Here is a 24,360-nt window from a genome sequence, read left to right on the forward strand (position 1 = left end):
GGCTTTGCGCCTGCATGTCAGCGCTCCCACGGGCCAGGACGGCACAGGAGGCTGCACTGCCTTCCCGTATAATCGACCGCGGCACGCGGCAGGGGCGATAGTGTGGATCGGATCAACATCGACCTGCCCAAGCGGATGCGAACAACAATGAAGGGACCCGTGGGAATGGACAGCTCATCCTGTCGCCCACCAGACCGACCTCGGTGCTCATAGCTAGGCTTAAAGGTAAGTTTCACGACATGGCAGAAATTTCTTGGTTGCGCGGAGCGGGCCTGACCGCGCAAATCGTTGCAGCAAGCGATTGGACCACCAGCCCGCTGGGTGCACCGGCGCAGTGGTCGCCGACCTTGCGAACCACCCTCAACATCGTGCTGCATTCGCCCATGCCCAGCCTGCTGGTATGGGGCGCTGGTCGGCATATGCTCTACAACGACGCATTCGCGGCCTGTATCGGCACCGCGCATCCGGCCGCCTTCGGTGCGCCGCTGCTCGGTTCATTCCTGTGGACCGGCGCCGGCGACCAGTGCGAAGCCGCCATCGAAGCGGCTTTCGCGGGCCGGCAACAGCAACTGGGCCGGCTATCCCTGTTCCACGATGATAACCAGGCCGTGGCCACCGCCAATCAATGGGACCTGTCCTGCGTACCGGTCTGGGAAGACGGCAGTGGTGGCCAGGACCACGTGGCCGGGGTGCTGTGCTCGCTGGTGCGGGCCAGCGGCCTGGATGCGGCGCTGGCCCATACCGACCTGCTGCGCGACCTGATGGAACAGTCGCCCAGCTTCAAGGCCGTGGTACGCGGCCCGCTGCATGTCTTCGAGCGCGTCAACGACGCCTATTTCAAGCTGTTCGGCGACCGTCCGGTGCTGGGCCTGCCGGCACGCGAGGCTTTGCCCGAACTGCTCGACGAAAACCTCTTCGCGCTGCTCGATCGCGTCTATCAGACCGGTCAGGCCTACACCGAACGCGGCGCCCGGCTGTTTCTGCGACGCGGGGCTGATAGCGGCTTCGATGGCGCGGTGCTGGACTTCGTGTTTCAGCCCATCAAGGGGCGCGATGGCCAAGTGGCCGGCATCTTCATCGAAGGCAACGACGTCACCGAACGTCATGTGGCGGAGGAGCGCCTGCGCATCGCCGACCGGGCCGGCGGCATCGGGATCTTCGAGTGGTTCCCCGGTTCCGGCAAGCTGGCGGTGAGTGACCGTTTCCGTCGACTGTGGGGATTGGAGCCGGAGGGCGAGGTGACCTCGCAGCAGCTGGTGGATATGATCGATGAAGAATTCCATCCCAACCTGGGAACCGCTCGCATCCGCGAGAGCGGCCCGCGCAATCCGCTGGAATATACCGAATACCACATCACCCGCCCGGATGGCGAACAGCGCTGGCTGGCGCGCAAGGGCGAGGTGGTGGACGACGACCCGCGTACCGGATCGCGCTATGTGGGCGTGGTGTTCGACGTCACCTCGCGCAAGCTGATGGAGCAGGCACTGGCCGCCTCCGAGGCCAGTGTGCGTGCCAACAACGCCTTCGTGCGCCAGTTGCTGGACTCCACCGACCAGGGCTTCTTCTCGATCGACCGTGACGGCACGGTCACGCTGTGCAATGCCGCCTTCCTGCAGATGCTGGGGTATGCCGGCGAGAAGGATGTGCTGGGCCGTTCCATCCACGAGGTCATCATGGCGCCGCAGGGCGAGCAACCGGTCAGCCGTGCCGAATGTGCCGTGCTCAAGGCGGCCCGCGAAGGCGTCACTGCCCACGTCGACAGCGAAGAATTCCTGCGCGTGGACGGCAGCAGCTTCCCGGTGCAATATCAGGCGCATCCGGTGTGGCAGGACGGCCAGCTGCAAGGCGCCCTGTGCACCTTCATCGACCTGACCGAGCGGCGCCGCGGCCTGCAGGCCTTGTCGTGGAGCGAGAACCGCCTGACCGCCATTTTCAACCAGGCCTCGGTGTGCTTCTCCGAGATGGACCTGCAAGGGCGCTACCTGCGCGTGAACCAGGCGCTGTGCCGCATGCTCGGCCGCAGCGAAGAAGACATGCTGGACATGACCCTGGCTGATGTCACCCATCCCGACGATGTGCCGATGAACATGTCCCTGTTCAACCGTTGCATCGAGGACGGTCGCTCCTTCACCCTGGAAAAGCGCTACCTGCGCCCGGATGGTTCGACCTTCTGGGTATCCAGCGACATCAGCCGCATCGTCGATGGCGAAGGCCGCCCGCAGGCCATGATCGCGGTCTCCACCGATATCACCGAGCGCCGCCGCGCCGAGGACGCGCTGCGCGAACTCAATGACACCCTGGAGCAGCGGGTGGTGGCCGAGATCATCGAACGCACCCGCGCAGAGGCGGCCCTGCGCCAGATGCAGAAGATGGAAGCGGTAGGCCAGCTCACCGGCGGCGTGGCGCACGACTTCAACAACGTACTGCAGATCATCGGCGGCAATCTGCAACTGCTGCAGACCGATCCACGCCTGGATGAACGCAGCCGGCAGCGGGTGCGTACCGCGATCGGTGCGGTCGATCGGGGCGCCAAGCTGTCCTCGCAACTGCTGGCCTTTGCCCGTCGCCAGCCGCTGCAGCCGCGTAGCATCAACCTGGAACGGGTGGTGCAGAACATGGACGACCTGTTGCGGCGAGCCGTGGGCGAAAACATCGAAATTTCCACCGTCATCACGCACGACCTGTGGAACAGCATGCTGGACCCCAACCAGGTCGAGAACCTGATCATCAACACTGCCATCAACGCCCGCGATGCCATGCCGAACGGCGGCCGTCTGACGCTGCAGATCGACAACGTGCAGCTCACCGATCCGGTATTCCTGTCGCAGGCCGACCTGGCGCCGGGCGACTATGTGGAACTGCAGATCTCCGATAATGGCGCCGGCATGTCACCCGAGGTACGCGAGCGTGCGTTCGAACCCTTCTTCACCACCAAGCGTGAAGGCGAGGGCACCGGGCTGGGCCTGTCGATGGCCTATGGCTTCGTCAAGCAGAGCAAGGGACATATCAGTCTGCACAGCGAAGCGGGCAAGGGCACGACCATCCGCATCTACTTCCCGCGCTGCGTCGACGATGAGGTAGTCATCGACGACAGCCGCGACCTGCAGGTCCGTGGCGGTGACGAGACCATCCTGGTGGTGGAGGACGATCCCAACCTGCAGCTCACCGTCATCGATACCCTGTCGTCGCTGGGCTACCGCGTGCTCAAGGCCGACAACGGCGAACGCGCCCTGGCCATCCTGCAGAGCGGGATGGAGGTGGACATGATGTTTACCGACGTGGTGATGCCCGGCAGCGTACCCGTCACCGAGCTGGCGCGCCAGGCGCGGCAACTGCTACCGGATATCGAGATCCTGTTCACCTCCGGTTATCCGCGCGACGCCATCGTCCATGAAGGGCGGCTGGATGCCGGGGTGGAACTGCTTTCCAAGCCCTATCGCATCAACCAGCTGGCGCAGCGCATCCGTCAGATGCTATCCAACCGCGCGCACCGTATCGAACTGGCCCAGGTCACACGCGAACGTGACCTGGCGGCTGCCTCGGCCACCATCCATGTGTTGCCGGTGGCCGAACGCCAGCGCCAGGATGAGTCCGTTGCCGAGGCGCCACCGCAGGAAGCCTATGGCACCGACGGCGCCATCGCCGCCGGCGGCAGTATCACCAGCGCGATGCCGACCGGGGGGTCCGAGGCAACCGATGTCAGCGGCGATGGCTTGCGACTGCTGGTGGTGGAAGACAACATCGATTCCCAGCAACTGGTCTGCGAGTTGCTGGAGACCCTGGGACACCAGGCACGCGGCGTGGCCAGTGGCGAGGACGCCCAACAGGCGCTGGACGAGCAGCAGTTCGACGTGCTCTTCACCGACGTCAATCTGCCAGGCATGTCGGGCGTGGAGTTGGCCAAGCGCGCCCTGGAACGCTTCCCGACCATGTCGGTGATCTTTGCTTCGGGTTACGGTGCAATGGTGGCACGCAACGTGGGCTTCCCGTCGTATTCGCTGCCCAAACCTTACGATATCGATCAGTTGCAGGAGATCTTGACGAAGATTGCGTCGACTTGAGGCGTTGGGTCGGGTCTCAGATACCGTCTCTGCTCCAGCCAGCGCCGTAGCCCGGGCACAGCATCAGGAACTCCTTTACCGTTGCGTCCTTGAAGTCCACGATCACAAAGGAATGGGCGTCATCTTCCAGGCGGTAGCAGAGCATGCCCTTGCCGGCTTCAAACGCAGCCTGCTTGTAGTGCCTGTTCTTGAAGACGGTGATCTTCTCCGAGACGACGCGAAAAGCCACCACGTCGACTGGCCCATGCCAGAAGTCGGGAGGGACAAGGATCAGTTTGCAGTAGAGCGCAATGGGAGCGGCGATGGCGGCGCCGATCAGTAGTGATTTGATTGTCATGGATTCGCTCGCGATGATTCAGGGCTGGATATCGGGAGCAAGTGACGAGGCAAAGATAAATTCATAGGCCGTCCCGTAACCAGCCCGTGCCAAGGCCCGGGCAGATGATGAACTCTTCCAGGGTCGTTCCGTCCTTTGGGTCAAACACGCCGAAAGACCAGGTTATTTCGTAAAGGCGGTAGCATTCCGTTTCCTTGAAGACGGTAAAGGCTACTTCCTTCGAATCCTGGGTCTTGAAGACGTCGAGTCGTTCCGAGATGAATTTTACTTTTTCAAGATCGATAGTCGCGAAATGAAACCGTGAATCGATCAGGAGCGCGTGTCCAAAATAGCTGACAAGCGATCCGAGGATGGCGCCCTTTAACCATTGGGGAAGCGTCATTGTCATCTCTTCGGATAATCGTTCTTTTTGACCAGGCGCCTGTCCAGCTCTACCCGTCGTTTAAATTCAGCTTCCATCTTTTGGCTTCCCCCGTGTTGATAGCCATAAGACCAAGCCGATGCTGTCGCGGAAGCTATGCCCTTTGCGTTGCCGAACATGTTGAAATGGAGGAATCCGTCCTCCACGGTACCGCCGTGGGAGCTCGGGTCTCCCGCCCGAATGATGGCCTTGGACATGTGCTCCTCCTTTGTGGTCAAAAAAGCAGCGACAGTAGCGTCAACCCATCGGCCTTGAGCACCGCCACCGAAGGAAGGATGGAAATACGGTAATTTTTGCGATTCAGGCTCGAAGGGATTCGATGAACCAGAAAATGGGCCAGGACCTGACGGGGAGGGCCGACGAAGCGAGCGGATGCAAAAAACTGTACACGGTGGTTTCCTTTTGCCTTCAGATTTCTTACAATTAATAGCAACCATTCTCGTTCTTATTTAATTATTGAAGGCTGAAGGGAAATTTTTGATCGCGCTGCCTTTTCGGGCGAGTGCCTCATCTGTCTGCCCGGGAAGTCAATACTGCAACGCTCTCGGCGGGCAGGCGGCTTGATTCAGCCCGACATTTCCGCTCAGCCGTTCTACCGTTCTGCGGTTTAGCCACCTGCCCAATCAGCATCACTGACCCTCATGCGCGCATTGCTCGTCCTCCTCCACCGCTGGTTCGGCCTTGCCGTTGCCGTGTTCCTGTTCATCGCCGGTGCCACCGGGGCGCTGATCTCCTGGGACCACGAACTCGACGCCTGGCTCAATCCGCAGCTGTTTAATGCCCGCAGTGCCGATCAACCCGGTGCCGGGGCGCCGTTGCCTGGCCTGGAGCTGGCGCGCAGGGTGGAGCAGGCCGAACCGCGCCTGCGGGTGACCTATGTGCTGACGGAGGCCGAGCCGGGGCACACCATGAACATGATGGTCGAGCCGTGCCTGGACCCGGCGACCGGCAAGCCATTTGCGCTGGATTACAACCAGATCGCCGTCGATCCGGTCACCGCCGAGATCCAGGGCCGGCGCATGTGGGGTGCCATCTCGCTGTCACGGGAAAACCTGCTGCCCTTCCTCTACAAGCTGCACTACACGATGCATCTGCCTGATATGGGCGGCATCGAGACCGGTATCTGGCTCATGGGCATCATCGGTATCGTCTGGATGCTGGACTGCTTCATCGCGCTCTACCTGTCCTTCCCCAACTGGCGCAGCTGGCGCAAGTCGCTGGCGTTCCGCTGGCGTGAGGGCGGGCACAAGCTCAATTTCGATCTGCACCGTTCCGGCGGCGTGTGGGTCTGGGGCCTGCTGCTGGTGCTGGCGGTGACCTCGGTATCGATGAACCTGGAGCGCCAGGTGATGCGCCCGATCCTGCAGACGGTCTCCACGCTGACCGCCGGTCCGTTTGAGACACGCACGCCGCTGGCAGCCGACAAGGTCCCGGAACCGCGCATCTCGCGTGAAGAAGTGGTGGCGCTGGGTCGGGCGCAAGGGCAGAAGCTGGGACTGGATGAGCCGGTGGGTGGGGTCTTCTATTCCGGCATGTTCGGCGTCTATGGGGTGGGCTTCTTCCAGCCGGGCAATGACCATGGCGACGTCGGGCTGGGCAATGCCTGGCTATATTTCGATGCCATGACGGGCGCCTATGAGGGCGGCAAGATTCCAGGCCGGGGTAGTGCCGGGGATATCTTCCTGCAGGCACAGTTCCCGCTGCATTCGGGTCGTATCCTGGGGCTGGCCGGGCGGGTGATGGTGTCCTTGCTGGGGGCGCTGGTGGCCATGCTGTCGGTGACCGGGGTGATCATCTGGGTGCGCAAGCGCAAGGCTCGACTGCAGCAGCGTGAACGGCTGGCTGCACAAAAGACACCGGCCCGCGAGGGGCCGGTGGCGGAACTGCGGTAAGCGGCTCGGTGCTGCGTCAGTGCGCCATCAGGACCGGCAGCGTCATGGTCTTGAGGATGGTCAGCGTGACCCCGCCCAGCAGCACTTCACGGAAGCGGGTGTGGCCGTAGCCGCCCATGACCAGCAGGTCGGAACCCTTGTCGGCGGCCAGCGAGAGCAGGGCGTTGCCGATGTCCAGCGGGGTCTGTTCCTGCGCCACTTCCACCTTCACGCCATGGCGCGCCAGATAGAGCGCGATGTCGGCGCCGGGTTGCTCGCCATGGGTGCCCAGGCGCTTGTCGGAATTGAAGATCACCACCGTCACGTTGTTGGCCTGGCGTAGCAGCGGCAGGGCGGCGGTGATGGCGCGGGTGGATTCCATGCTGCCGTCCCAGGCGATCAGTGCGTTCTTGCCGACGTGCTTGAATTCGCCGGCACTGGGGATGATCAGCACCGGGCGCGGGGCATTCAGCATCACGTATTCGGGCAGGTCGGTGAGGAAACTGTCGTCGGCATCGTCCAGGTCGGCCTGGCTGACCACCACCAGGTCGGCATAGCGGGCCTGCAGCGCCAGGCCGCCTTCGGCGTCGTCATCGACGAAGCGCTTTTCGCAGGAAGGCACACCCACGCTGTTGGCGATCTTGTCGAAGTTCTCCAGGGCCGCCAGGGCGCGGTCGCGGAAGCCATCCATCTGCGCGGCCACGTAGGCGGCGCCTTCCATGGTGATGAAGCTGGAAATGCCGCTGACGGCGCTGCCGATCAGATGGGCCTGCTGGTCCCGCGCCAGTTCGGCGGCGATGCGGATGCGCTGGGCGGCGTGACGCGACTGGTCGACGTGGACCAGAATGGACTTGTAGCTCATGGTGACTCCTCGGAGATTTCAGGTGGGACGGCATCCGGGGCTGGACGCCATGTATCCAGACTAGGCCGCTGACGGGCAGGCGTCCAGCGCAATTGTGGCGCCGGTTGACGCATGTCAATCCGGGGCGGCATCCCTTCTCCGGCAGCACTCGGCACGTCAACGATAGGTGCTTGCAGTACGGTGACCGCGGTTGGGTTATCCTTGTCAGCTTTGCGGTTTTTCCGCCCTTCCGACATTGCCTCAGCGAGGAGCTTGCATGCCATCGATCTTCCATCTTGCCTACCACGTGCGCGACCTCGACCAGTCGCGCCGCTTCTATTGCGACCTTCTGGGTTGCGAAGAGGGCCGCAGTACCGACACCTGGGTCGACATCGACTTCTTCGGTCATCAGCTCTCCTTGCACCTGGGGCAACCCTTTGCGGTGAGCAACACCGGCAAGGTCGGTGAGCACATGGTCCCCATGCCACACCTGGGTGTGATTCTGGAGCTGCCCGAGTGGCAGCAACTGGCTGATCGCCTGACGGCCAGCGGCCAGGTCGAATTCGTGCTCAAGCCGCAGATCCGCTTTGCCGGTGAGCCGGGCGAACAAGCGACCATGTTCTTCCTCGACCCCTCGGGCAACCCGATCGAAGTGAAAGGCTTCAGGAGCCTGGCACAGGTGTACGCCAAATGAGTCAAGGCACGACTATCCCCTTCGTCAGCCAGGGCGATGCTGCCTCGGTCGCCGCCTGGCTGCAGGCCCTGCGCAATGCCATGCCGGAGGAGCAAGTGGTGGCCTTCGCCGATCTGGACGACGCCCAGCGCGCCCAGTGCCGCCTGGCCATCGTCGCCAACCCGGACCCGGCCCAGTTGAAGCTGTTGCCGCAACTGCAGTGGGTGCATAGCGTGTGGGCGGGGGTGGAACGGCTGGTGGCCGATCTTGGTCAGTCCGACCTGCAGATCACCCGGCTGGTCGATCCGCGGCTGGCGGCGACCATGGCCGAGGCGGTGCTGGCCTGGACGCTCTACCTGCATCGCGACATGCCGCGCTATGCGCAGCAGCAGCGCGCGCAGCGCTGGCAGCAGCTGGACTATGTCGCGCCGGAACAGCGTCGCATCGGCCTGCTGGGCCTGGGCGCGCTGGGTGAGGCAGCCGCCGTGGCACTGCGCCAGGCACGCTTCCCGGTGGCGGGCTGGAGCCGCAGTCCGCGCCAGCTGGACGGCGTGGAGACCTTCAGCGGCATGCAGGGGCTGACGCAACTGCTCTCACGTAGCGATATCCTGATCTGCCTGCTGCCGCTGACCAACGACACCCATGGCCTGCTGGATGCGGCGCGCCTGGCCTTGTTGCCACCACAGGCACAACTGATCAACTTCGCCCGTGGCCCCATCATCGACGACGGCGCGCTGCGCCAGGCGCTGGACGCCGGCCAGCTGAAACATGCGGTGTTGGACGTGTTCGCCACCGAGCCCCTGCCGCCGGCTTCCTGGCAATGGACCCATCCCGCGGTGACGGTCTTGCCGCATTGCTCGGCCCCCACGGATGCCGCCACGGCCTCGGCCATTGTGGCGGGGAATATCCGGTATTTCCGGGAGAGTGGGGTGATTCCAGCCAATGTGGATATCGGGCGGGGGTACTGACTGAGGTGGAAGGTATCCCTGCTCAATCCAGCCGATAATCCTTCCCGCACGCTGCCGCCGGTGGCAGCGGTTCGCCCGCCAGTTCCAGTAAAGATCGCTCGATTTCCAGGCTGATGGCATCCAGCGCCAGGCCATTGGGGGAACAGGCGAAGGGCAGGGAGATTTCGCTGGCGATGGCTTCCAGCGCCAGGAAGGTGTAGGAGACGAAGACCGAAATCAGCGGTGTGGCGACACCGATGGCATCGACCAGCCCGAACGGTAGCAGCAGGCAATAGATGTAGACGGTCCGGTGCAGCAGCACGCCGTAGGCAAAGGGGATGGGCGTGGAGGCGATGCGCTCGCTGGCGCCGATGCAGTGGTTGATCTCGTTGAGCTGCTGGTCGCATGTCCACAGGCCAGTGTCGCTGAGCCGTCCCTGCCGGTTGGCGTGGGCCAGCATGGCGCGCAGCTGATCCATCTGGTACACCGGGAGGTATTGTGCCTTGCCGACTGATTCATCGGCCGCGCCCGGTAGCAGGCGCGCCATGTCCTCTTGCGGCGAAGTCGTGCGCAACTGGTGCTTGAGCGCATAGGCCAGTGCGATGATGCGATGGATGAACAGCTTCCTGTGGGCTGCATCCTCGCCCGTCACGCCATAGCGCAAGCCCTGTGACGCCAGCGCCCGCGCTGCAATCAGCAGGGCGCCCCAGATCTTGCGGCCCTCCCAGTAGCGGTCATAGCTGGCGCTGTTGCGAAAGCCCAGGAAGATCGCCAGCGCCACGCCCAGCAGGGTGAAGGTGGAGGTGTTCAGCGGCAGCTTGTCGCCGAAGATCTTGCCGTCGGTCAAGACCGCCAGAGTCGAGAAGGCCGTCATCATCAGCATCTGCGGCATGATGGTGCGCAGCACTGAGCCGTTCCAGACGAAGAGCATGCGGAACCAGTGGGGCTGGGGGCGAACGATCATATTGGTTTCCTGGAACAGGAACGAAAAAGTCGAAGCCCCATGGTAATTCCGTGCTGAACCGGCAGGCGTAGACAGATGACGCCAGCGTCCGCACATACAGCCGACAGACGTCCAGCCCTTACTGACGGGCGATGGTAAATCCGATGGTGTTATGTCCGCCGCCGCTGCTGGCGAAGGCCCTCCCGCCATGCATGCGTGCCACGGCCTTGACGATGGCCAGCCCCAGGCCGTGGCCATGGCTGCCGTTGATGTCCTGGCGGGCGCTGTCGACGCGGTAGAAGCGGTCGAACAGGCGCGGCAGGTGCTGTTCGTCGATGGCGGGCCCCGGATTGGTGACCGCCACCCTGACCATTTCTTCACCTGCGGAAATATCGATGCGCAGCATCGCGCCTTGTGGTGAGTGCTGGATGGCGTTCTGGATCAGGTTGGTCAGCGCCCGCTTGAAGAGCGCCGTTTCCATGGTGGCCGTGGCCTCGGTGTCGCCGGCCACCGTGATGCCCATGCCGGCATCGTCCAGCACAAACTCGAAGAAATCGGCAGTTTTCTGCACCTCCTCGGCCACCCGCGTCGCGACCCGGGCGGTGGCGGCCTCGCCCTGGTCGGAGCGGGCCAGGAACAGCATGTCGTTGACGATGGAACGGATGCGGTCCAGTTCTTCCAGGTTCGATTGCAGCACGTCCTTGAATTCGCCCGCACTGCGCTCGCGCGCCAGTGCCACCTGGGTCTCGCCGATCAGGTTGGCCAGGGGCGTGCGCAGTTCATGGGCGACATCGGCGTTGAAGGCCTCCAGTTGGGTATAGGCCTGTTCAATGCGCTCCAGCGCGCCATTGAAGGCGTCGGCCAGGACCGACAGCTCTTCCGGCAGGGCTTCCACCGGCATGCGTGCAGACAGCTTACGTGGCGAAAAGCTCTGGGCACGGACCGACATGCGGCGCAGCGGCGCCAGCCCGGCGCGGGCGATCCAGTAGCTGGAAATGACCGCCAGCACGATGCCCAGCAGTGAGGAAATGCTGGTCGCCAGTAGGAAGGTCCGACGCATCTCGAAGTAGGGCGCGCCATCCACGCCCACGGTCACACGCACTTCAGGTCGCTCCTCGAAAGCCGGCAGGGTGCGCGTCATGATGTGCAGGGGGAAGCGTCGCCCTGGCAGATGCAGCCGGCCGACCGATTTGCCATCGTCGTGGCTGATGGCGGTCGGGGTCAGGCGGGTGAGGTCGCCATAGGTAAAGCGCGGGTCATCGCTGGCGATCCAGAAAAAGACGTGCTGGTCCGCCTGCGACAGGGTGGAGAGCTTCAGCTGCACGCGTCCCCAGCGCTCGGTGTTGCCGGCGCGCTCGATCTGGTAGCTGATGTCATTGAGGGTGGTGAAGAGGGCGTCACGCTCGTGGCGCAGCAATTCGCCTTTGAGGACGGTGTAGAGCACGACGCCAGCGACGGCGAAGATCAGCAGGGCCGAGGCGGCCGACATCAGCACCAGGCGTGCCGTGATCGATTGCCGCAGCGGCAGCCGGCGCCGCCGGGGCTGCTTGTCGGAGGTGGCGCCCGCGTCAGTCATCGCCGGCATCGGCCGCAGCCCGGGGCTCCAGCACGTAACCCATGCCGCGCACGGTATGCAGCAGCTTCTGCTCGAAGGGAGCGTCAATCTTGGCGCGCAGACGCTTGATGGCGACTTCAACCACGTTGGTGTTGCTGTCGAAATTCATGTCCCAGACCAGTTCGGCAATGGCGGTCTTGGACAGGATCTCACCCTGGCGCCGCGCCATCACCGCCAGCAGGGCGAATTCCTTGGCCGTGAGGTCGATGCGCAGGCCACCGCGGAAGGCCTTGCGCGAGAGCAGGTCGATCTGCAGGTCGCCGATGCGCAGTTGCGCCGGCTCTTGCGCGCGGCCGCGCCGGGTCAGGGCCTGCAGGCGGGCCAGCAGCTCCAGGAAGGAAAAGGGCTTGATCAGGTAGTCGTCGGCACCGTCGTGCAAGCCCTTGATGCGGTCTTCCACGCTGTCGCGGGCGGTCAGCATGATGACCGGGGTCTGCTTGACCGTGCGCAGCGAGCGCAGCACGGCAAAGCCATCCAGTCCCGGCAGCATGACGTCGAGCACGATGACGTCGTAGTCATGCTGGATCGCCAGGTGCTGTCCATCCACCCCGTTGGAGGCCAGATCGACCGCGCATCCCTGCTCGGTCAAGCCCTTGCAGAGGTATTCGGACATCTTTTGTTCGTCTTCGACTATCAGGATCTTCATGCGGTCTCCATAGCCTGCGCCGGGGCAGGATCGCCCGGCATCAGTCCATGCCGGATTCTACCGTCCCGGCTTTTTATCGGTGTGGTCTCGTTTCAATGTTCCACCTGCGGCGGCTGTTGGGCCAGGCGGGCGGCCTTGCGTGCCTGGCGTGCCTTCTTCTTGCGTTCATACCAGTAGTGCGCCCGGTCTAGGTAGAGGTAGACCACCGGGGTGGTGAACAGGGTCAGCGCCTGCGACAGCACCAGTCCGCCCACCATGGCATAGCCCAGTGGCCGGCGCAGCTCGGAGCCGGCGCCATGGCCCAGCATCAGCGGCAGGCCCGACAGCAGGGCGCACATGGTGGTCATCATGATGGGGCGGAAGCGCAACAGGCAGGCCTGGTAGATCGCCTCTTCCGGCTTCATGCCCTGGCTACGCTCGGCGGTGAGGGCGAAGTCGATCATCATGATGCCGTTCTTCTTGACGATACCGATCAACAGGATGATGCCGATCAGCGCGATCACCGACAGGTCATAGCCACCGATCATCAGGATCAGCAGGGCGCCCACCCCGGCCGAGGGCAATGTGGAGAGAATCGTCAGCGGGTGGATGTAGCTCTCATAGAGCAGGCCCAGCACGATGTAGACCGCGATCAGTGCGGCCGCGATCAGGTAGGGCTGGGACGACAGCGAATCTCCGAAGGCCTTGGCCGTGCCCTGGAAATTGCCCACCAGTGTCTGCGGTACGCCCATCTGCTCCTTGGTCTTCTGGATTACGTCCACCGCCTCGCCCAGTGACACGCCCTTGGCCAGGTTGAAGGAAATTGTCACCGCCGGGAACTGGCTCTGGTGGCTGATCGAGAGGTAGGAGGTCTTGCTCGTGTCGACCTTGACGAAGGTTGACAGCGGCACCTGCTGCCCGGTCAGGGGCGAGGTCAGGTAGAGCTTGTCGAACAGGGACGGGTCCTTCTGCAGCTGCGGCGTCACTTCCAGGATCACGCGATAGCTGTTGATCTGCGTGAAATACTGCGCGACCTGGCGCTGGCCGATGGCGTCATAGATGGTGGCGTCGATCAGGGCCGGCGAGATGCCGAAGCTGGAGGCGCGGGCGCGGTCGATGGTGATGACGGCCGCCGCCGCCTGGTTCTGCTGGTCGGAGGCCACATCGGTCAGCTGCGGCAGCTGGCGGAAACGCTCCAGCATGCGCGGCGCCCAGACGTTGAGTTCATCGAGGTCGGTATCGGTGACGGTGTACTGGTACTGGGTGCGCGAGAGGCGGCCACCGACGTTGATGTCCTGGCTGGCCTGCATGAACAGGTTCACCCCCTGCACACGAGCCACCTTGGGCCGCAGGCGGGCGATGATCTCGTCGGCATTGGTGGTGCGCCCCTGGTCCTTGGGTTTCAGGGCGATGAAGAACTGCCCGGTATTGAAGGTGGTGGAACCGGCGCTCATGGCAAAGCCGATCACGTCCGGGTCCTGGCGCACCACGTCGGCCACCTTCAGCAGGCGTTCATGCATGGCCGCCGAGGAAGTGTCCTGCGAGGATTCGGCAAAGCCGACGATGACGCCATTGTCCTGCTGCGGGAAGAAACCCTTGGGGATGAAGATGAACAGCACCACCGTCAGCGCCACCGTCGCCAGGAAGCTCATGAGCGTGATGAACTGGTGCTTCATCACCACATCCAGCCCGCGCTTGTAGCCGGCCAGCATGGCGTCGAAGCAGCGTTCGAACCATTGATACAGCTTGCCGTGGCGCTGTCCGTGCTCGTTCTTGAGGAAGCGCGAGCACAGCATGGGCGTCAAGGTCAGCGAGATCACCACCGATACGCCGATGGTCAGCGTGACCGTCACCGCAAACTCGCGGAACAGGCGCCCGACGATGCCGCCCATCAAGAGCAGCGGGATGAACACCGCCACCAGCGAGACCGAGATCGAGATGATGGTGAAGCCGATTTCGCCCGCACCCTTCAAGGCTGCCTCCAGCGGCGACATGCCTTCCTCGACGTAGCGGTAGATGTTTTCCAGCATGACGATGGCGTCATCCACCACGAAGCCCACGGCAATGGTCAAGGCCATCAGCGACAGGTTGTCGAGGCTATAGCCGACCACGTACATCACGCCGGCCGTGCCCATGATGGCCAGCGGCACCGTGACCGAGGGGATCAGGGTGGCCGCCACGTTGCGCAGGAACACGAAGATCACCATCACCACCAGAGCGATGGTCAACACCAGGGTGAATTCCACATCCTCCACCGAGGCGCGGATGGTCTGGGTGCGGTCGATCAGGGTGTTGACGTGGATGGCGGCCGGAATCGCGGCGCGCAGGCGCGGCATGGCGGCCTTGATGCGACCCACGGTCTCGATCACGTTGGCGCCTGGCTGCTTGGTGATGGCCAGCACGATGGAGCGGCCGTTGGTGATGGTGTGGTCCGCCGTGTTGGCCGCCCCCGAGAAGGCCCAGGCGGCGATCTTGTTGTTTTCCGGTCCGTCGATGGCGATGCCGATGTCCTTGACCCGGATCGGCGCGCCATTGCGCCAGGCCAGGACCATGTCGCTCCACTGGTCAGCCTTGAGCAACTGGTCATTGGTATAGACGGTAAAGGCCTGGCGCGCGCCATCGACCGTGCCTTTGGGCTGGTTCACGGTGGTGGTGGCGATGACGCCGCGGATGTCTTCCAGGCTCAGGCCCAGCGTGGCCAGCTTGGCCGGATCGACCTGGATGCGCACGGCCGGCTTCTGCTGGCCGTTGACGTTGACCAGGCCGACGCCGGAGATCTGCGAAATCTGCTGGGCCAGGATGTTGTCGGCGTAGTCGTTGACCACCGTCAGCGGCAGTGCATCGGACTGCACCGACATGATCATGATGGGCGAGTCGGCCGGGTTGATCTTGCGGAAGGTCGGCGGGTTGGGCAGGTTGGATGGCAACTGCCCGGTGGAGGCGTTGATGGCCGCCTGCACATCCAGCGCGGCGGCGTCGATGTTGCGGTTCAGGTCGAACTGCAGGGTGATCTGGGTGGTGCCCAGGGTGCTCTGCGAGGTCATCTGCGAGAGCCCGGCGATGAGCGAGAACTGGCGCTCCAGCGGCTGCGCCACGTTGGAGGCCATGGTCTCGGGACTGCCCCCGGGCAATTGCGCGGTGACCTGGATGGTCGGGAAGTCAACCTGCGGCAGCGGCGCCACCGGCAGCAGCGGCCAGACCGCGATGCCCACCAGCAGGATGGCGATGGCCAGCAGGGTGGTGCCGATGGGGCGCTTGATGAAGGCGGCGGAAACGCTCACTTGGTGTTTCCTTTCGCATCGGTGCCGGCGCTGACCTGGGCCTTGGCCGGCTGCGGCTTGCTCTCGACGATGCGGCTGCCCGGCTTGAGCTTGTATTGGCCGTCGATGACCACGCGCTGGCCAGCGGCGACGCCGCTATCAGCGGCCAGCACGGCCACGCCGTCCTGGATGCGATCGACCTTGACTGGCTGCATGTTGGCCTTGTCGTCCTGGTCGATGGCATAGACGTAGGTACCCTGCTGGTTGCGCTGGATGGCGGCGGCCGGCACGGTCAGGGCATTGCCGTGGGAGTTCATCTGCAGGCGGGCATTGACGTACTGGCCCGGCCACAGCTTGTGCTCGGCATTGTCGAAGCGGGCCTTGAGCTGCACCGTGCCGCTGGTGGTGTTGATCTGGTTATCCAGCAGCACCAGCTTGCCGGTAGCCAGTACCTCCTGCGAGTCGCGGGCATAGGCGCTGACCTTGAGCGGCTGCTGGCTGCTGCGCTGGGCGCGGTTGATGGCCACCACCGCCTCCTCGGGCAGGGTGAAGACCAGGGTGATCGGATCGATCTGGTTGATCACCACCAGGCCATTGGCATCGCTCGCATGCACGATGTTGCCGGGGTCCACCAGACGTGCGCCCACGCGCCCGGAGAGCGGGGCGTTGATGGTGGTATAGCTCAATTGCACCTTGGCATAGGCCACCTGGGCCTCGTCGGTCTTGACCGCCGCTTCCAGCTGCGCCACCAATGCCTTTTGCGTATCCAGCTGCTGCTGGGTGGCCGCGTCCTGGCCGCGCAGGGTGGTGTAGCGCTGCAGGTCCAGCCGTGCATTGGTCAGGGTGGCGGCGTCCTTGGCGCGTTGCGCCTCGGCCTGCGCCAGTTGCGCCTGCAGGGCGCGCGGGTCGATCTGGGCCAGCAACTGGCCTTTCTTGACCTCTTCACCTTCCTTGAATCCGACCTTGTCCAGCTGGCCGTCGATGCGGGTCTTGACCACCACGCTGGCATTGGCCGTGACCGTACCCACGCCGGCCAGGTACAGCGGCAGGTCGCGTTCCTGCACGCTTGCCAGCGAGACGGCCACCGGCGGCGGGGCCTTGGCCGCCGGCTGGTCGGCGGCGCGGGCGCGTTCGACATAGACCCAGCTGCCGATGCCGGCAGCCAGGATCAGGGCCGTGGCAACGAACACGGCGAGGGGAGAGCGCTGGGGAGATTGGGGTGAGGTGGTCATGCCTGAAACTCGTCCTGAAATGATCGCTGTTGATTCGGAAATGGGTGCGTGGCCACGCTCAGCGGGCCGCCATCGGCGCGGGCGGCGTGGCCGGCGTCGGCGCCGCGGCCTGCCAGCCGCCGCCGGTGGCCTTGATCAGGGCGACGCTGGCCACCAGTTGCCGGCCCAGCAGGGTCACGGCCGTGCGCTGGTTGGTCAGCGACGTGGCCTGGGTAGTCACTACCGACAGATAGGTGACGGTGCCGGCCTGATACTGGCGCAACGCCAGGCGTTCGGCCAGCTGCGCCGATTGCACGGCCTGCGCCTGGACCGCGCTTTCCTGGTCCAGCACGCGCAGGGTGGAGAGGTTGTCTTCCACCTCCTGCAGGCCGCCCAGCACGGTTTGCTTGTACTGCGCCACGGCGGCGTCATAGGCGGCCAGGGCGGCATCGTTGCGGGCGCTGCGGGCACCGCCATCGAACAGGGTCTCGGCCAGGGCCGCGCCCAGTGACCAGACCCGGCTGGGCGTGTCGAACAATTGCGCAAAGGCCAGGCTGTTGTAGCCGCCGGTGGTGGAGAGGGTGAGCGTGGGGAAGTAGGCCGCCCGTGCTACGCCGATGTTGGCATTGGCGGCAGCGGCCAGGCGCTCGGCGTTGGCGATGTCGGGGCGTCGTTCCAGCAGCTCCGAGGGCAGGCCGGCAGGAATCTGCGGCAGGCTGGCCTGCAGGCGCTGGGCATTGGCATCCATGGCATCGTCGCTGGCGGTGGCCGCGGTCACCGGCGCCAGCGAGAAGGCCGCCGGGGCCTTCCCGATCAGCATGGCGATGGCGTGTTCCAGCTGGTTGCGGGTGGCATCGAGGTCGATCAGTTGCGCCTGGGCGGCGCGCAACTGGGTCTCGGCCTGGGCCACGTCGGAGCGCAGCGCAGTGCCGGCTTCGTATTGATGGGTGGTGAGTTGCAGCGAGCGGCGATAGGCCTCGACCGTGCGGCGATACAGGTCCTTCTGCAGGTCAGTCACGCGCAGTTGCAGGTAATCCTGGGCCAGCGTGGCCTGGATCGCCAGACGGGCTGCGGCCAGGCTGGCGGCACTGGCCTGGGCGCTGGCATCGCCGGCTTCGGCACCGCGTCGGATGCGGCCCCAGACATCGGCCTCCCAGGAGGCATTCAAGCCCACCGTATAGGTGTCGGCCAGGCGCTGTACGCCATTGGTATTGGTCTGTCCGCGCGTGGCGCCAGCCTGTATTCCGAGGCTTGGCCACAGGCTGGCACGCGCCAGTGCAGCGGTGGCCTGGGCCTGGCGGTACTGCGCGGCGGCCTGCTGAATGGTCTGGTTGGCGGCATTGGCCTGGACGATCAGATCATTGAGGATGGGGTCGCCATAGGCTTCCCACCACTGCTGACGGTCATCAACCTGGCGCGGCGCGGCGACCTTCCAGGGGCCGGCTTCCTTGTAGGCCGTCGGCAGGTCCATGGTTGGCCGTACATAATCAGGGCCGACCGCGCAACCGCCCAGCAGCGCGGCCAGCAACAGTACCATCATTCCCTTCTTGGCGCGGAAGGGGATTCGATTATTGGGATGAGTGAAATGACGGATACTGACGCTGGCTGCGACGCGGCGAAACGGGACGACCATAAGGTTCACGGAGATGGCTGGCGGATAACGGACAGACCAATCCGGCACCCCTCAGCGCCTGCGACCGGCCCCTGCTTACGGCGTTAATGTAATCGTTGCCGCTCGACGTCAGGCTGACATCCACATGACAATTCTGTCAGCCAGGGTGGGCCGGCACGGCGACTGCATTCCCGCCCGCGCTCCCGTCCCGCCAGCCGAGAGCTGCCAACCCATGGCGACGCTGGCTTGCGGTAGGATGTGCAGCTTACCCCGCATCAGGAGATGGACCATGCCCTCGACCGCCCGCAAGCTGCTCGCCCACAACAAGGGTCTGCTGGCCTTTATCGCCCTGATGGTGGTGTTTCGCAGTGCCATTGCCGATTACAACGTGGTGCCCAGCGGTTCCATGCTGCCCACCGTGATGGTGGGTGACCGCATCCTGGTCGACAAGCTGGCCTACGACCTGCGCCTGCCGCTGACGCACATCAGCCTGATGCGCCTGGGCGAGCCGCGGCGCGGCGATATCGTCACCGTCGATTCGCACCAGGCCGGGGAATTGCTGCTCAAGCGCATCGTCGGCCTGCCGGGGGATGTGGTGGAGTTGCGCGACAACGTGCTGACCATCAACGGCCGACCGGCCAGCTACGGGCCGGCCCAGGTCAGACCACAGGCCGGTGACGGCGTGGATCAGGCGGTCTATCGGGATGAGCGCATCGACGGCATGAACCACCTGGTGCGCCTGTCGGAATCGCATCCCAGCCTGCACAGCAGCTTCGGGCCGGTGGTGGTGCCCGCGGACCATTACATGATGCTGGGGGACAATCGCGACAACAGCATGGATTCGCGCTATTTCGGGTTCTTTGCCCGTAGCGAGCTGATGGGGAGGACCCGGCGCATCGCCTTTTCACTGGATGCGGACAGCAGTTACCGGCCGCGCCTGGACCGCTTTGGCCGCCTGCTGGACCCGGTGAGCGACAAAAAATAACGTTCCGCGAATTTTGTCGCAAAAAAATCGTTTTTTTTGCTGTCAATTGCTCAAGTTGTCCAAAAGCATGCCGTTACCAGACACGGAAAACATGCCATTGCCTTCTGGAGCACATCATTTCTCTTACCTTCATCTCCGATCCGGCCACCGGTCGCCGCAGGAATGCCGTCAGTCATGACGCCATCCTCGATGCCACTTATGTGATGCTCGAGGAGATCGGTTTCGACAAGCTTTCCCTGGAGGGAGTGGCGGCGCGCGCCGGCGTCGGCAAGGCCACCATCTACCGCTGGTGGCCCAACAAGAGCGCGCTGGCCATGGAAGCCCTGCTGCGTGCCGTGGAACCGATGCCCGCCATCGGCGACAGCGGTTCGGCGCGGGAAGACATCGGGCTGCACATGCTGCAACTGTCCCAACTGTTGCGCGGCAAGTCCGGGCGCGTGGTGCGCGAGATGATCGCGCTGGCCCAGTTCGACGAAGAGAGCAAGCGTATCTTCAATGACAGTTATCTCGAACCGCGCCGGCAGGCGCTGGTCAATGTGCTGCGCCGCGGTGCCCAACGCGGCGAGTTCAGGGATGATGCCGACCTGAACCTGGTCTTCGATCTGCTGTATGCCCCCTTGCTGCAGCGGCTCCTGACCGGCAGTGCCGACATCGACGAACGCCAGATCCAGTCCCAACTGAAGCTGGTCCTGGGCAGCATTGCGCTGTCACAGCCTTTTTTGGCACCTAGTAAAATTTCGCCCCAACAAGCGTAAATTTTGTTGAGCAGCAGATAATTTGCACCTAGAATCCGAGACGAAACGTATCGTATTGGTTCTGGGCAAGAGACTTTTTGTCTTTTGAAACAGGAGTTCGGGCCATTTAAAGGGTCCCCAGGTCGTTTGTCAGCTTAAAACGGCCTGCACCTCCAGACTTTCCGCCATCGCACGCGGAGGTCTTCCCATGGGAAATGCGAGCCGCCAGCCAGGCCGGCGGCCCGTTTCTTTCCGCCTGCCGGTCACGGCAAGGCCTCTCTTTACCTTACGTTGATCCATACAGACAGCAGCACCGGCAGCCGTGCAAGGCCGCCGGACTATGGTTGCCGTTCCGCATTTGGGCGCCCTCGTGGCGGCGTTGCGGCGACCCAGGGGCAGACAATACATGCAAGTGCAAGGGGGAAATATGCACGGCGAGGCGATGCAGGAGTGCGCGGGCGCAGCCAGCGCATGGCAGCGCGAGGGACACTGGCGACGGCAGCGCCAGTTGCGACGTTGTTGCCTGGCCGGGGTGATCGCCATTCCGATGCTGCTGGCCTTTCTGTGGCTGCAGTTCGCGGCCGCGCGCAGCGGTGAACTGTTCTATGCGGATCAGGTGTGCGGTTGCCGCGAGGTCCTGGCGCTGTGGGTCAGCGACTATGTCTGGACGCAGATGATCTGGCTGCCCGGCAATATGCTGTTCCTGCTGATCTGGATCGCGCTGGCGGTCAAGCTATGGAATGGCAAGCGCTGCGCGCGTTGAGCGATCCCCGCCTCAGCCGTCGATGTGAGCCACCAGCGGCAGATGGTCCGAGGCCAGTCTGGCCAGCGGCGTGCGGTGCACGTTGACCTGCAGCAACCGGTGGCGCGGACTGATCCAGATGCGGTCCAGCGCGAACAGCGGCCAGCGCGAGGGAAAGGTGCGCGGTGCCGGTGCCGCTTCGAAATGCGACACCAGCCAGCGCAAGGCGCGCCCCCACATGAACCACTCGTTGACATCGCCCATCAGGATGACTGGCGCCTGGTCCGTATCGAAGGCCTGCAGCAAGCGCTTGATCTGCGCGCGCCGCTCGGCCGGCTTGAGCCCCAGGTGGGTGGCGATCACCCGCAGCATGTGACCGTGGCAGTCGATATCGGCATCCAGCGCGCCGCGTGGCTCGCGGCTGCCAAAGGAGAGATCGATGCTCTGCTTGGCCAGGATCGGGTAACGACTCAGGACGGCATTGCCATAGCGCCGCTGCGGGCTTTCCATGGTCGGACCTTCCACTGCAAAAAATCCGGTTTCTTCCCGTAACTGGGCCAGGACGTCCGGTTGCGCCGAACCGCCCAGCGGGACTTCCTGCAAAGCCACCACATCGGCTCCGATCTCGCCCAGTACGCGAGCGATGCGCTGGGGCGCGAAGACGCCATCAATGCCGATGGCGCCATGGATGTTGTAGGTGGCCACCGTCAGGGGCCAGGGATCCAGTTGGCGCAGCGGTACGTCGGCGGTGAGCACCAGTTCCGATGGCGTCTCGGCCGTCGCGGTCGGCGCCGGCTGACGATGGGACAGGGTCGCGGTTCGCATCAGGCCTGGCGCACCTCCACGGCATGTTCCGCACTGACGCGGTCGGCATTGATGCGGGGCAGCGGGTCGTCGCGGCGTCCGCCCGGCTCTGCCGGGGGAGAAGCGCCGGAGGGGCCGGAACCGGCAGTGGCCGGACCGGACTTGCGAGGCGCATCGCCGCCCACCTTGTTGCGTGGCTTGAGCAGTTTCTGCAGTCCGAAGGCGGTCAACATCAGCGCCGCCGTCACCGCCGCCAGCACCAACACCGTCTGCAGGCTGGGATGGCGGATCGCCTCGGCCAGATTGTGCGAAAACACCACCGTCAGCACGATCCCCGGCGCCATGCCGATGAGTGTGCCCAGCAGGTAATCACGCAAGCCCAGGTGCGAGGCCCCCGCCACCACATTGACCACGGTGAACGGGGCAATCGGCAGCAGGCGGATCACCGCCATCGCGGCGATGCCGCGCTGGGCAAAGCGGCGGCTGAGATTGTTGATGCGCGGACCCAGCATGTCGCGCAAGGCATCATGGCCCAGCCAGTGACCCAGGCCGAAGCCGAGCAGGGCGCTCAGGCCGACCCCGGCGGTCGCATACAGGCCACCGTTGACCGGGCCGAAGACCACTCCCGCAACCGCGATCAGAATGGTGATGGGTACCATCAGCATGCCGGCCACCACGAACGCAGCGATCACGATGGCCGGTGTGAACGGCATCTGGTCGACACTGCGCGCAAGTGCAATGAGCGAACTCAGGTTGATCCAGTCGCGCAAGGGCGTGAAGCGCCAGGCCAGCGCGAAGGCGACCAGTGCCACCGCCAGCACCCCCAGTCCGATCATGCGGCGCGGCACCGGCTTACGGGCACTGCGAGGGACATAGGCATCGACGATTTCGTCCGGGCTGACCGGCCGCTCCGGGTCGAACACCGCATTGTCCTGGGTCAGTGCGTCCAGTTCGGGGATCAGGCGCGGGTCCATGGGACGCAATTCGCGCTGCTGCGGCCGGCGCAGGCGGTCGATGGCGGCATGCAGGCCAGCCTGTTCATCCATGGCCTGTTGCACGGCGGCGGGTGTCACGCCCAGATGCTCGGCCAGCAGCCGGTTGCGCATCAACGCGATGGCCTGCGCGACCTCGCGCTGTTTGTCGGCATCGCCCTGGACCTCGATGCTGAGGTTGCATTCCGTGTCGAAGCCCATGGAGCGGTTGCTCATGTTGGCCGAGCCCACGGAAAAGAGCCGGTCGTCCATGGCAAACACCTTGCTGTGCACGTTCAGGCAGCAGGCGTCCTCCAGACCAGGCAGGTGCGGGCAATACATCTGGTAGCGTGCGGCGGCTTCCGGACCGTGCGTCTCCAGCGCGCTCTTGAGACGATGATGGATGCGCGCACGCAGCGCCCCCATGGTGGCCTGCTCCAGCCAGCCGCTCTGGGTCTGCGGCGAAATCACCGCCACTTCAGGCCCGTCGGCTTCACGCAGGCGGGCGCCGATGGCCTCGGCCAGCACGTTGGACGTGAAATACTGGTTTTCGAAGAACAGCTGTTCACGCGCACCGGCAATGGCGTCCAGATACAGCTCGCGCACCTCGAATACGCCGGGGCGGTCTTCATAGGCCGGCTCGGTGCGGGAAATACCCACGCGCAGGTCGCGCAGGTCGGGCTCGAATTCGGCCGGCCAAGGATCGGCCTGGTTCAGTTCCATCCATTCGCTGGCTTCGCGCGGCTGCGGGCGCCGCTCGGCATAGCCGGCCAGCAACCAGCGCCGGCGCGCCAGCTCGCCCAGGGCCCGGGCGACATCGCCATCCACCATGGCCTGCACATCGTGGAAGGGGGCGTAGGGCTTGTCATCCGGATCGCGGCGCAGGGGATTCTCGGCCGCATGTGCCGGAGTGTCCCAGCGACAGCGCGTCAGGTCCAGTCCACCGACGAAGGCTAGCCGGTCATCAATGACCACGATCTTCTGGTGATGCGATGCCCCCACCGGATGGCGGGCGTCGGTGCGGAAACGCAGTCGCTTGTTACGCGCGCGGCCGGGCTTGCGGGCCATCATCCACTCCCGTTCCAGCGCGTAGAGCATGGCGTAGTCCCAGTTGAGGACGCGGATGTGCAGTCCCGGCTCACGCTCCACCAGCGCATGCAGCAGGTCGCCCAACTGCGCTGGCAGGCCGTCGTCCGTGCCATCGGGAACCAGTACCGTGCGGCTGTCGAGATCCCATCCAAGGATGTGGACGCTGCGCCGCGCCTGCAGCAGCGCCAGCCGCAGTGCACGGAAATAGTCGGCCGCGTCGATCAGCAACTTGAAACGGTCCGCATGTTCCAGGCGCCAGCAATTGCGACCGGGCTGCAGAAGTCCGGGTGGGGGAGTATCCGATTCGATAGGGGACGGCATGGTAGGGCCTCCGTGGGGCGCGACGCTGCGTGATGATGCGCCAGTTGTTCTTGTGGTGGATGGGGCGCCGGTCGCGCCGGATCAGGGCTTGCCGACCGAGAGTGGATGCTCTTCGGCAGGCGGTGCCGCCTGGTCCTGCGCTGGCCCCTGCCGGCCCGGGCGCTGCACCTCGTGTGGCGCTGCCGGCAGCGGATGGGGCTTGCTCTTGTCAAGTCCGGTTTCGGTGGCGCGGGTAGTCTCTTCGGGCAGGGGAATGGCCTGGCTCATGGTGTGCTCCTGGTGGCGATGTTCATCGGA

Annotated in this window: 20 protein-coding genes; 7 read left to right on the forward strand and 13 right to left on the reverse strand. The window is 64.4% G+C overall.

Annotation, left to right across the window (positions count from 1 at the left end):
- Nucleotides 1-239 precede the first annotated feature (239 nt).
- Entirely contained in the window at nucleotides 240-4,061 is a 3,822-nt protein-coding gene (locus tag VE092_RS04785; RefSeq protein WP_324874329.1) for a PAS domain S-box protein, read from the forward strand.
- Between the two features lie 16 nt (nucleotides 4,062-4,077).
- Here the strand turns inward: VE092_RS04785 and VE092_RS04790 are convergent, their stop codons facing one another.
- The 3 genes from VE092_RS04790 to VE092_RS04800 all read right to left on the reverse strand — a co-directional run bounded on the left by VE092_RS04790 (nucleotide 4,078) and on the right by VE092_RS04800 (nucleotide 5,016).
- The gene (locus VE092_RS04790) at nucleotides 4,078-4,398 is read right to left on the reverse strand and encodes a hypothetical protein (protein WP_324874331.1); all 321 of its coding nucleotides are present in this window, start codon (nucleotides 4,396-4,398) and stop codon (nucleotides 4,078-4,080) included.
- A gap of 61 nt (nucleotides 4,399-4,459) precedes the next feature.
- Nucleotides 4,460-4,780 carry a hypothetical protein gene (locus VE092_RS04795; protein ID WP_324874333.1) on the reverse strand — a complete coding sequence of 107 codons (321 nt, stop codon included), beginning with the start codon at nucleotides 4,778-4,780 and terminating at the stop codon, nucleotides 4,460-4,462.
- Between the two features lie 2 nt (nucleotides 4,781-4,782).
- Complete coding sequence (locus VE092_RS04800) at nucleotides 4,783-5,016, reverse strand: hypothetical protein (RefSeq protein ID WP_324874335.1); 234 nt, start codon at nucleotides 5,014-5,016, stop codon at nucleotides 4,783-4,785.
- A 444-nt stretch (nucleotides 5,017-5,460) separates the two neighbouring features.
- On the opposite strand from VE092_RS04800, the gene VE092_RS04805 reads away from it, so the two are divergent.
- A complete protein-coding gene (locus VE092_RS04805; protein ID WP_324874337.1) occupies nucleotides 5,461-6,711 on the forward strand; it encodes a PepSY-associated TM helix domain-containing protein in 1,251 nt (416 codons plus the stop codon).
- 16 nt (nucleotides 6,712-6,727) lie between these two features.
- Here the strand turns inward: VE092_RS04805 and VE092_RS04810 are convergent, their stop codons facing one another.
- Nucleotides 6,728-7,552: a universal stress protein gene (locus VE092_RS04810; RefSeq protein ID WP_324874340.1), complete on the reverse strand. Its 825-nt coding sequence runs from the start codon at nucleotides 7,550-7,552 to the stop codon at nucleotides 6,728-6,730.
- 256 nt (nucleotides 7,553-7,808) lie between these two features.
- Between VE092_RS04810 and VE092_RS04815 the strand changes: the two genes are divergently transcribed.
- Nucleotides 7,809-8,225, forward strand: coding sequence for a VOC family protein (locus VE092_RS04815; protein ID WP_006462307.1), 417 nt, complete (start codon nucleotides 7,809-7,811; stop codon nucleotides 8,223-8,225).
- Complete coding sequence (locus VE092_RS04820; RefSeq protein WP_324874343.1) at nucleotides 8,222-9,172, forward strand: glyoxylate/hydroxypyruvate reductase A; 951 nt, start codon at nucleotides 8,222-8,224, stop codon at nucleotides 9,170-9,172. Before VE092_RS04815 ends, VE092_RS04820 begins: the two co-directional genes overlap by 4 nt.
- Nucleotides 9,173-9,194: 22 nt before the next feature.
- On the opposite strand, the gene VE092_RS04825 is transcribed toward VE092_RS04820, so the two are convergent.
- The 6 genes from VE092_RS04825 to VE092_RS04850 all read right to left on the reverse strand — a co-directional run bounded on the left by VE092_RS04825 (nucleotide 9,195) and on the right by VE092_RS04850 (nucleotide 18,345).
- Nucleotides 9,195-10,115, reverse strand: coding sequence for a bestrophin family protein (locus tag VE092_RS04825; protein WP_324874345.1), 921 nt, complete (start codon nucleotides 10,113-10,115; stop codon nucleotides 9,195-9,197).
- Nucleotides 10,116-10,233: 118 nt separating this feature from the next.
- The gene (locus VE092_RS04830; protein WP_324874347.1) at nucleotides 10,234-11,670 is read right to left on the reverse strand and encodes a heavy metal sensor histidine kinase; all 1,437 of its coding nucleotides are present in this window, start codon (nucleotides 11,668-11,670) and stop codon (nucleotides 10,234-10,236) included.
- On the reverse strand, nucleotides 11,663-12,355 hold the full coding sequence (locus VE092_RS04835; protein ID WP_006462301.1) for a heavy metal response regulator transcription factor: 693 nt from the start codon (nucleotides 12,353-12,355) through the stop codon (nucleotides 11,663-11,665). The genes VE092_RS04830 and VE092_RS04835 overlap by 8 nt, the downstream gene beginning before the upstream one ends.
- Nucleotides 12,356-12,447: 92 nt before the next feature.
- A complete protein-coding gene (locus VE092_RS04840; protein WP_324874349.1) occupies nucleotides 12,448-15,615 on the reverse strand; it encodes an efflux RND transporter permease subunit in 3,168 nt (1,055 codons plus the stop codon).
- Nucleotides 15,612-16,826 carry an efflux RND transporter periplasmic adaptor subunit gene (locus VE092_RS04845; protein WP_324874351.1) on the reverse strand — a complete coding sequence of 405 codons (1,215 nt, stop codon included), beginning with the start codon at nucleotides 16,824-16,826 and terminating at the stop codon, nucleotides 15,612-15,614. The genes VE092_RS04840 and VE092_RS04845 overlap by 4 nt, the downstream gene beginning before the upstream one ends.
- 58 nt (nucleotides 16,827-16,884) lie before the next feature.
- Nucleotides 16,885-18,345: an efflux transporter outer membrane subunit gene (locus tag VE092_RS04850; RefSeq protein WP_324874353.1), complete on the reverse strand. Its 1,461-nt coding sequence runs from the start codon at nucleotides 18,343-18,345 to the stop codon at nucleotides 16,885-16,887.
- 361 nt (nucleotides 18,346-18,706) lie between these two features.
- On the opposite strand from VE092_RS04850, the gene lepB reads away from it, so the two are divergent.
- From lepB to VE092_RS04865, 3 genes are all read left to right on the forward strand, one after another.
- Entirely contained in the window at nucleotides 18,707-19,402 is a 696-nt protein-coding gene (gene lepB, locus VE092_RS04855; protein WP_324874355.1) for a signal peptidase I, read from the forward strand.
- Nucleotides 19,403-19,584: 182 nt separating this feature from the next.
- Nucleotides 19,585-20,157 (forward strand): TetR/AcrR family transcriptional regulator, encoded by a 573-nt coding sequence (locus VE092_RS04860; RefSeq protein WP_324874481.1) that lies wholly within the window; start codon nucleotides 19,585-19,587, stop codon nucleotides 20,155-20,157.
- 406 nt (nucleotides 20,158-20,563) lie between these two features.
- Nucleotides 20,564-20,899, forward strand: a complete 336-nt coding sequence (locus VE092_RS04865) for a hypothetical protein (protein WP_324874357.1) — start codon at nucleotides 20,564-20,566, stop codon at nucleotides 20,897-20,899.
- Nucleotides 20,900-20,911: 12 nt separating this feature from the next.
- On the opposite strand, the gene VE092_RS04870 is transcribed toward VE092_RS04865, so the two are convergent.
- The 3 genes from VE092_RS04870 to VE092_RS04880 all read right to left on the reverse strand — a co-directional run bounded on the left by VE092_RS04870 (nucleotide 20,912) and on the right by VE092_RS04880 (nucleotide 24,330).
- Nucleotides 20,912-21,703, reverse strand: coding sequence for an endonuclease/exonuclease/phosphatase family protein (locus VE092_RS04870; RefSeq protein ID WP_324874359.1), 792 nt, complete (start codon nucleotides 21,701-21,703; stop codon nucleotides 20,912-20,914).
- Complete coding sequence (locus VE092_RS04875; RefSeq protein WP_324874361.1) at nucleotides 21,703-24,063, reverse strand: VTT domain-containing protein; 2,361 nt, start codon at nucleotides 24,061-24,063, stop codon at nucleotides 21,703-21,705. Before VE092_RS04875 ends, VE092_RS04870 begins: the two co-directional genes overlap by 1 nt.
- Before the next feature lie 81 nt (nucleotides 24,064-24,144).
- Nucleotides 24,145-24,330 carry a hypothetical protein gene (locus VE092_RS04880; RefSeq protein ID WP_324874363.1) on the reverse strand — a complete coding sequence of 62 codons (186 nt, stop codon included), beginning with the start codon at nucleotides 24,328-24,330 and terminating at the stop codon, nucleotides 24,145-24,147.
- Nucleotides 24,331-24,360 lie beyond the last annotated feature (30 nt).

This window comes from Herbaspirillum sp., assembly GCF_035644555.1.
Lineage (GTDB): Bacteria > Pseudomonadota > Gammaproteobacteria > Burkholderiales > Burkholderiaceae_D > Herbaspirillum.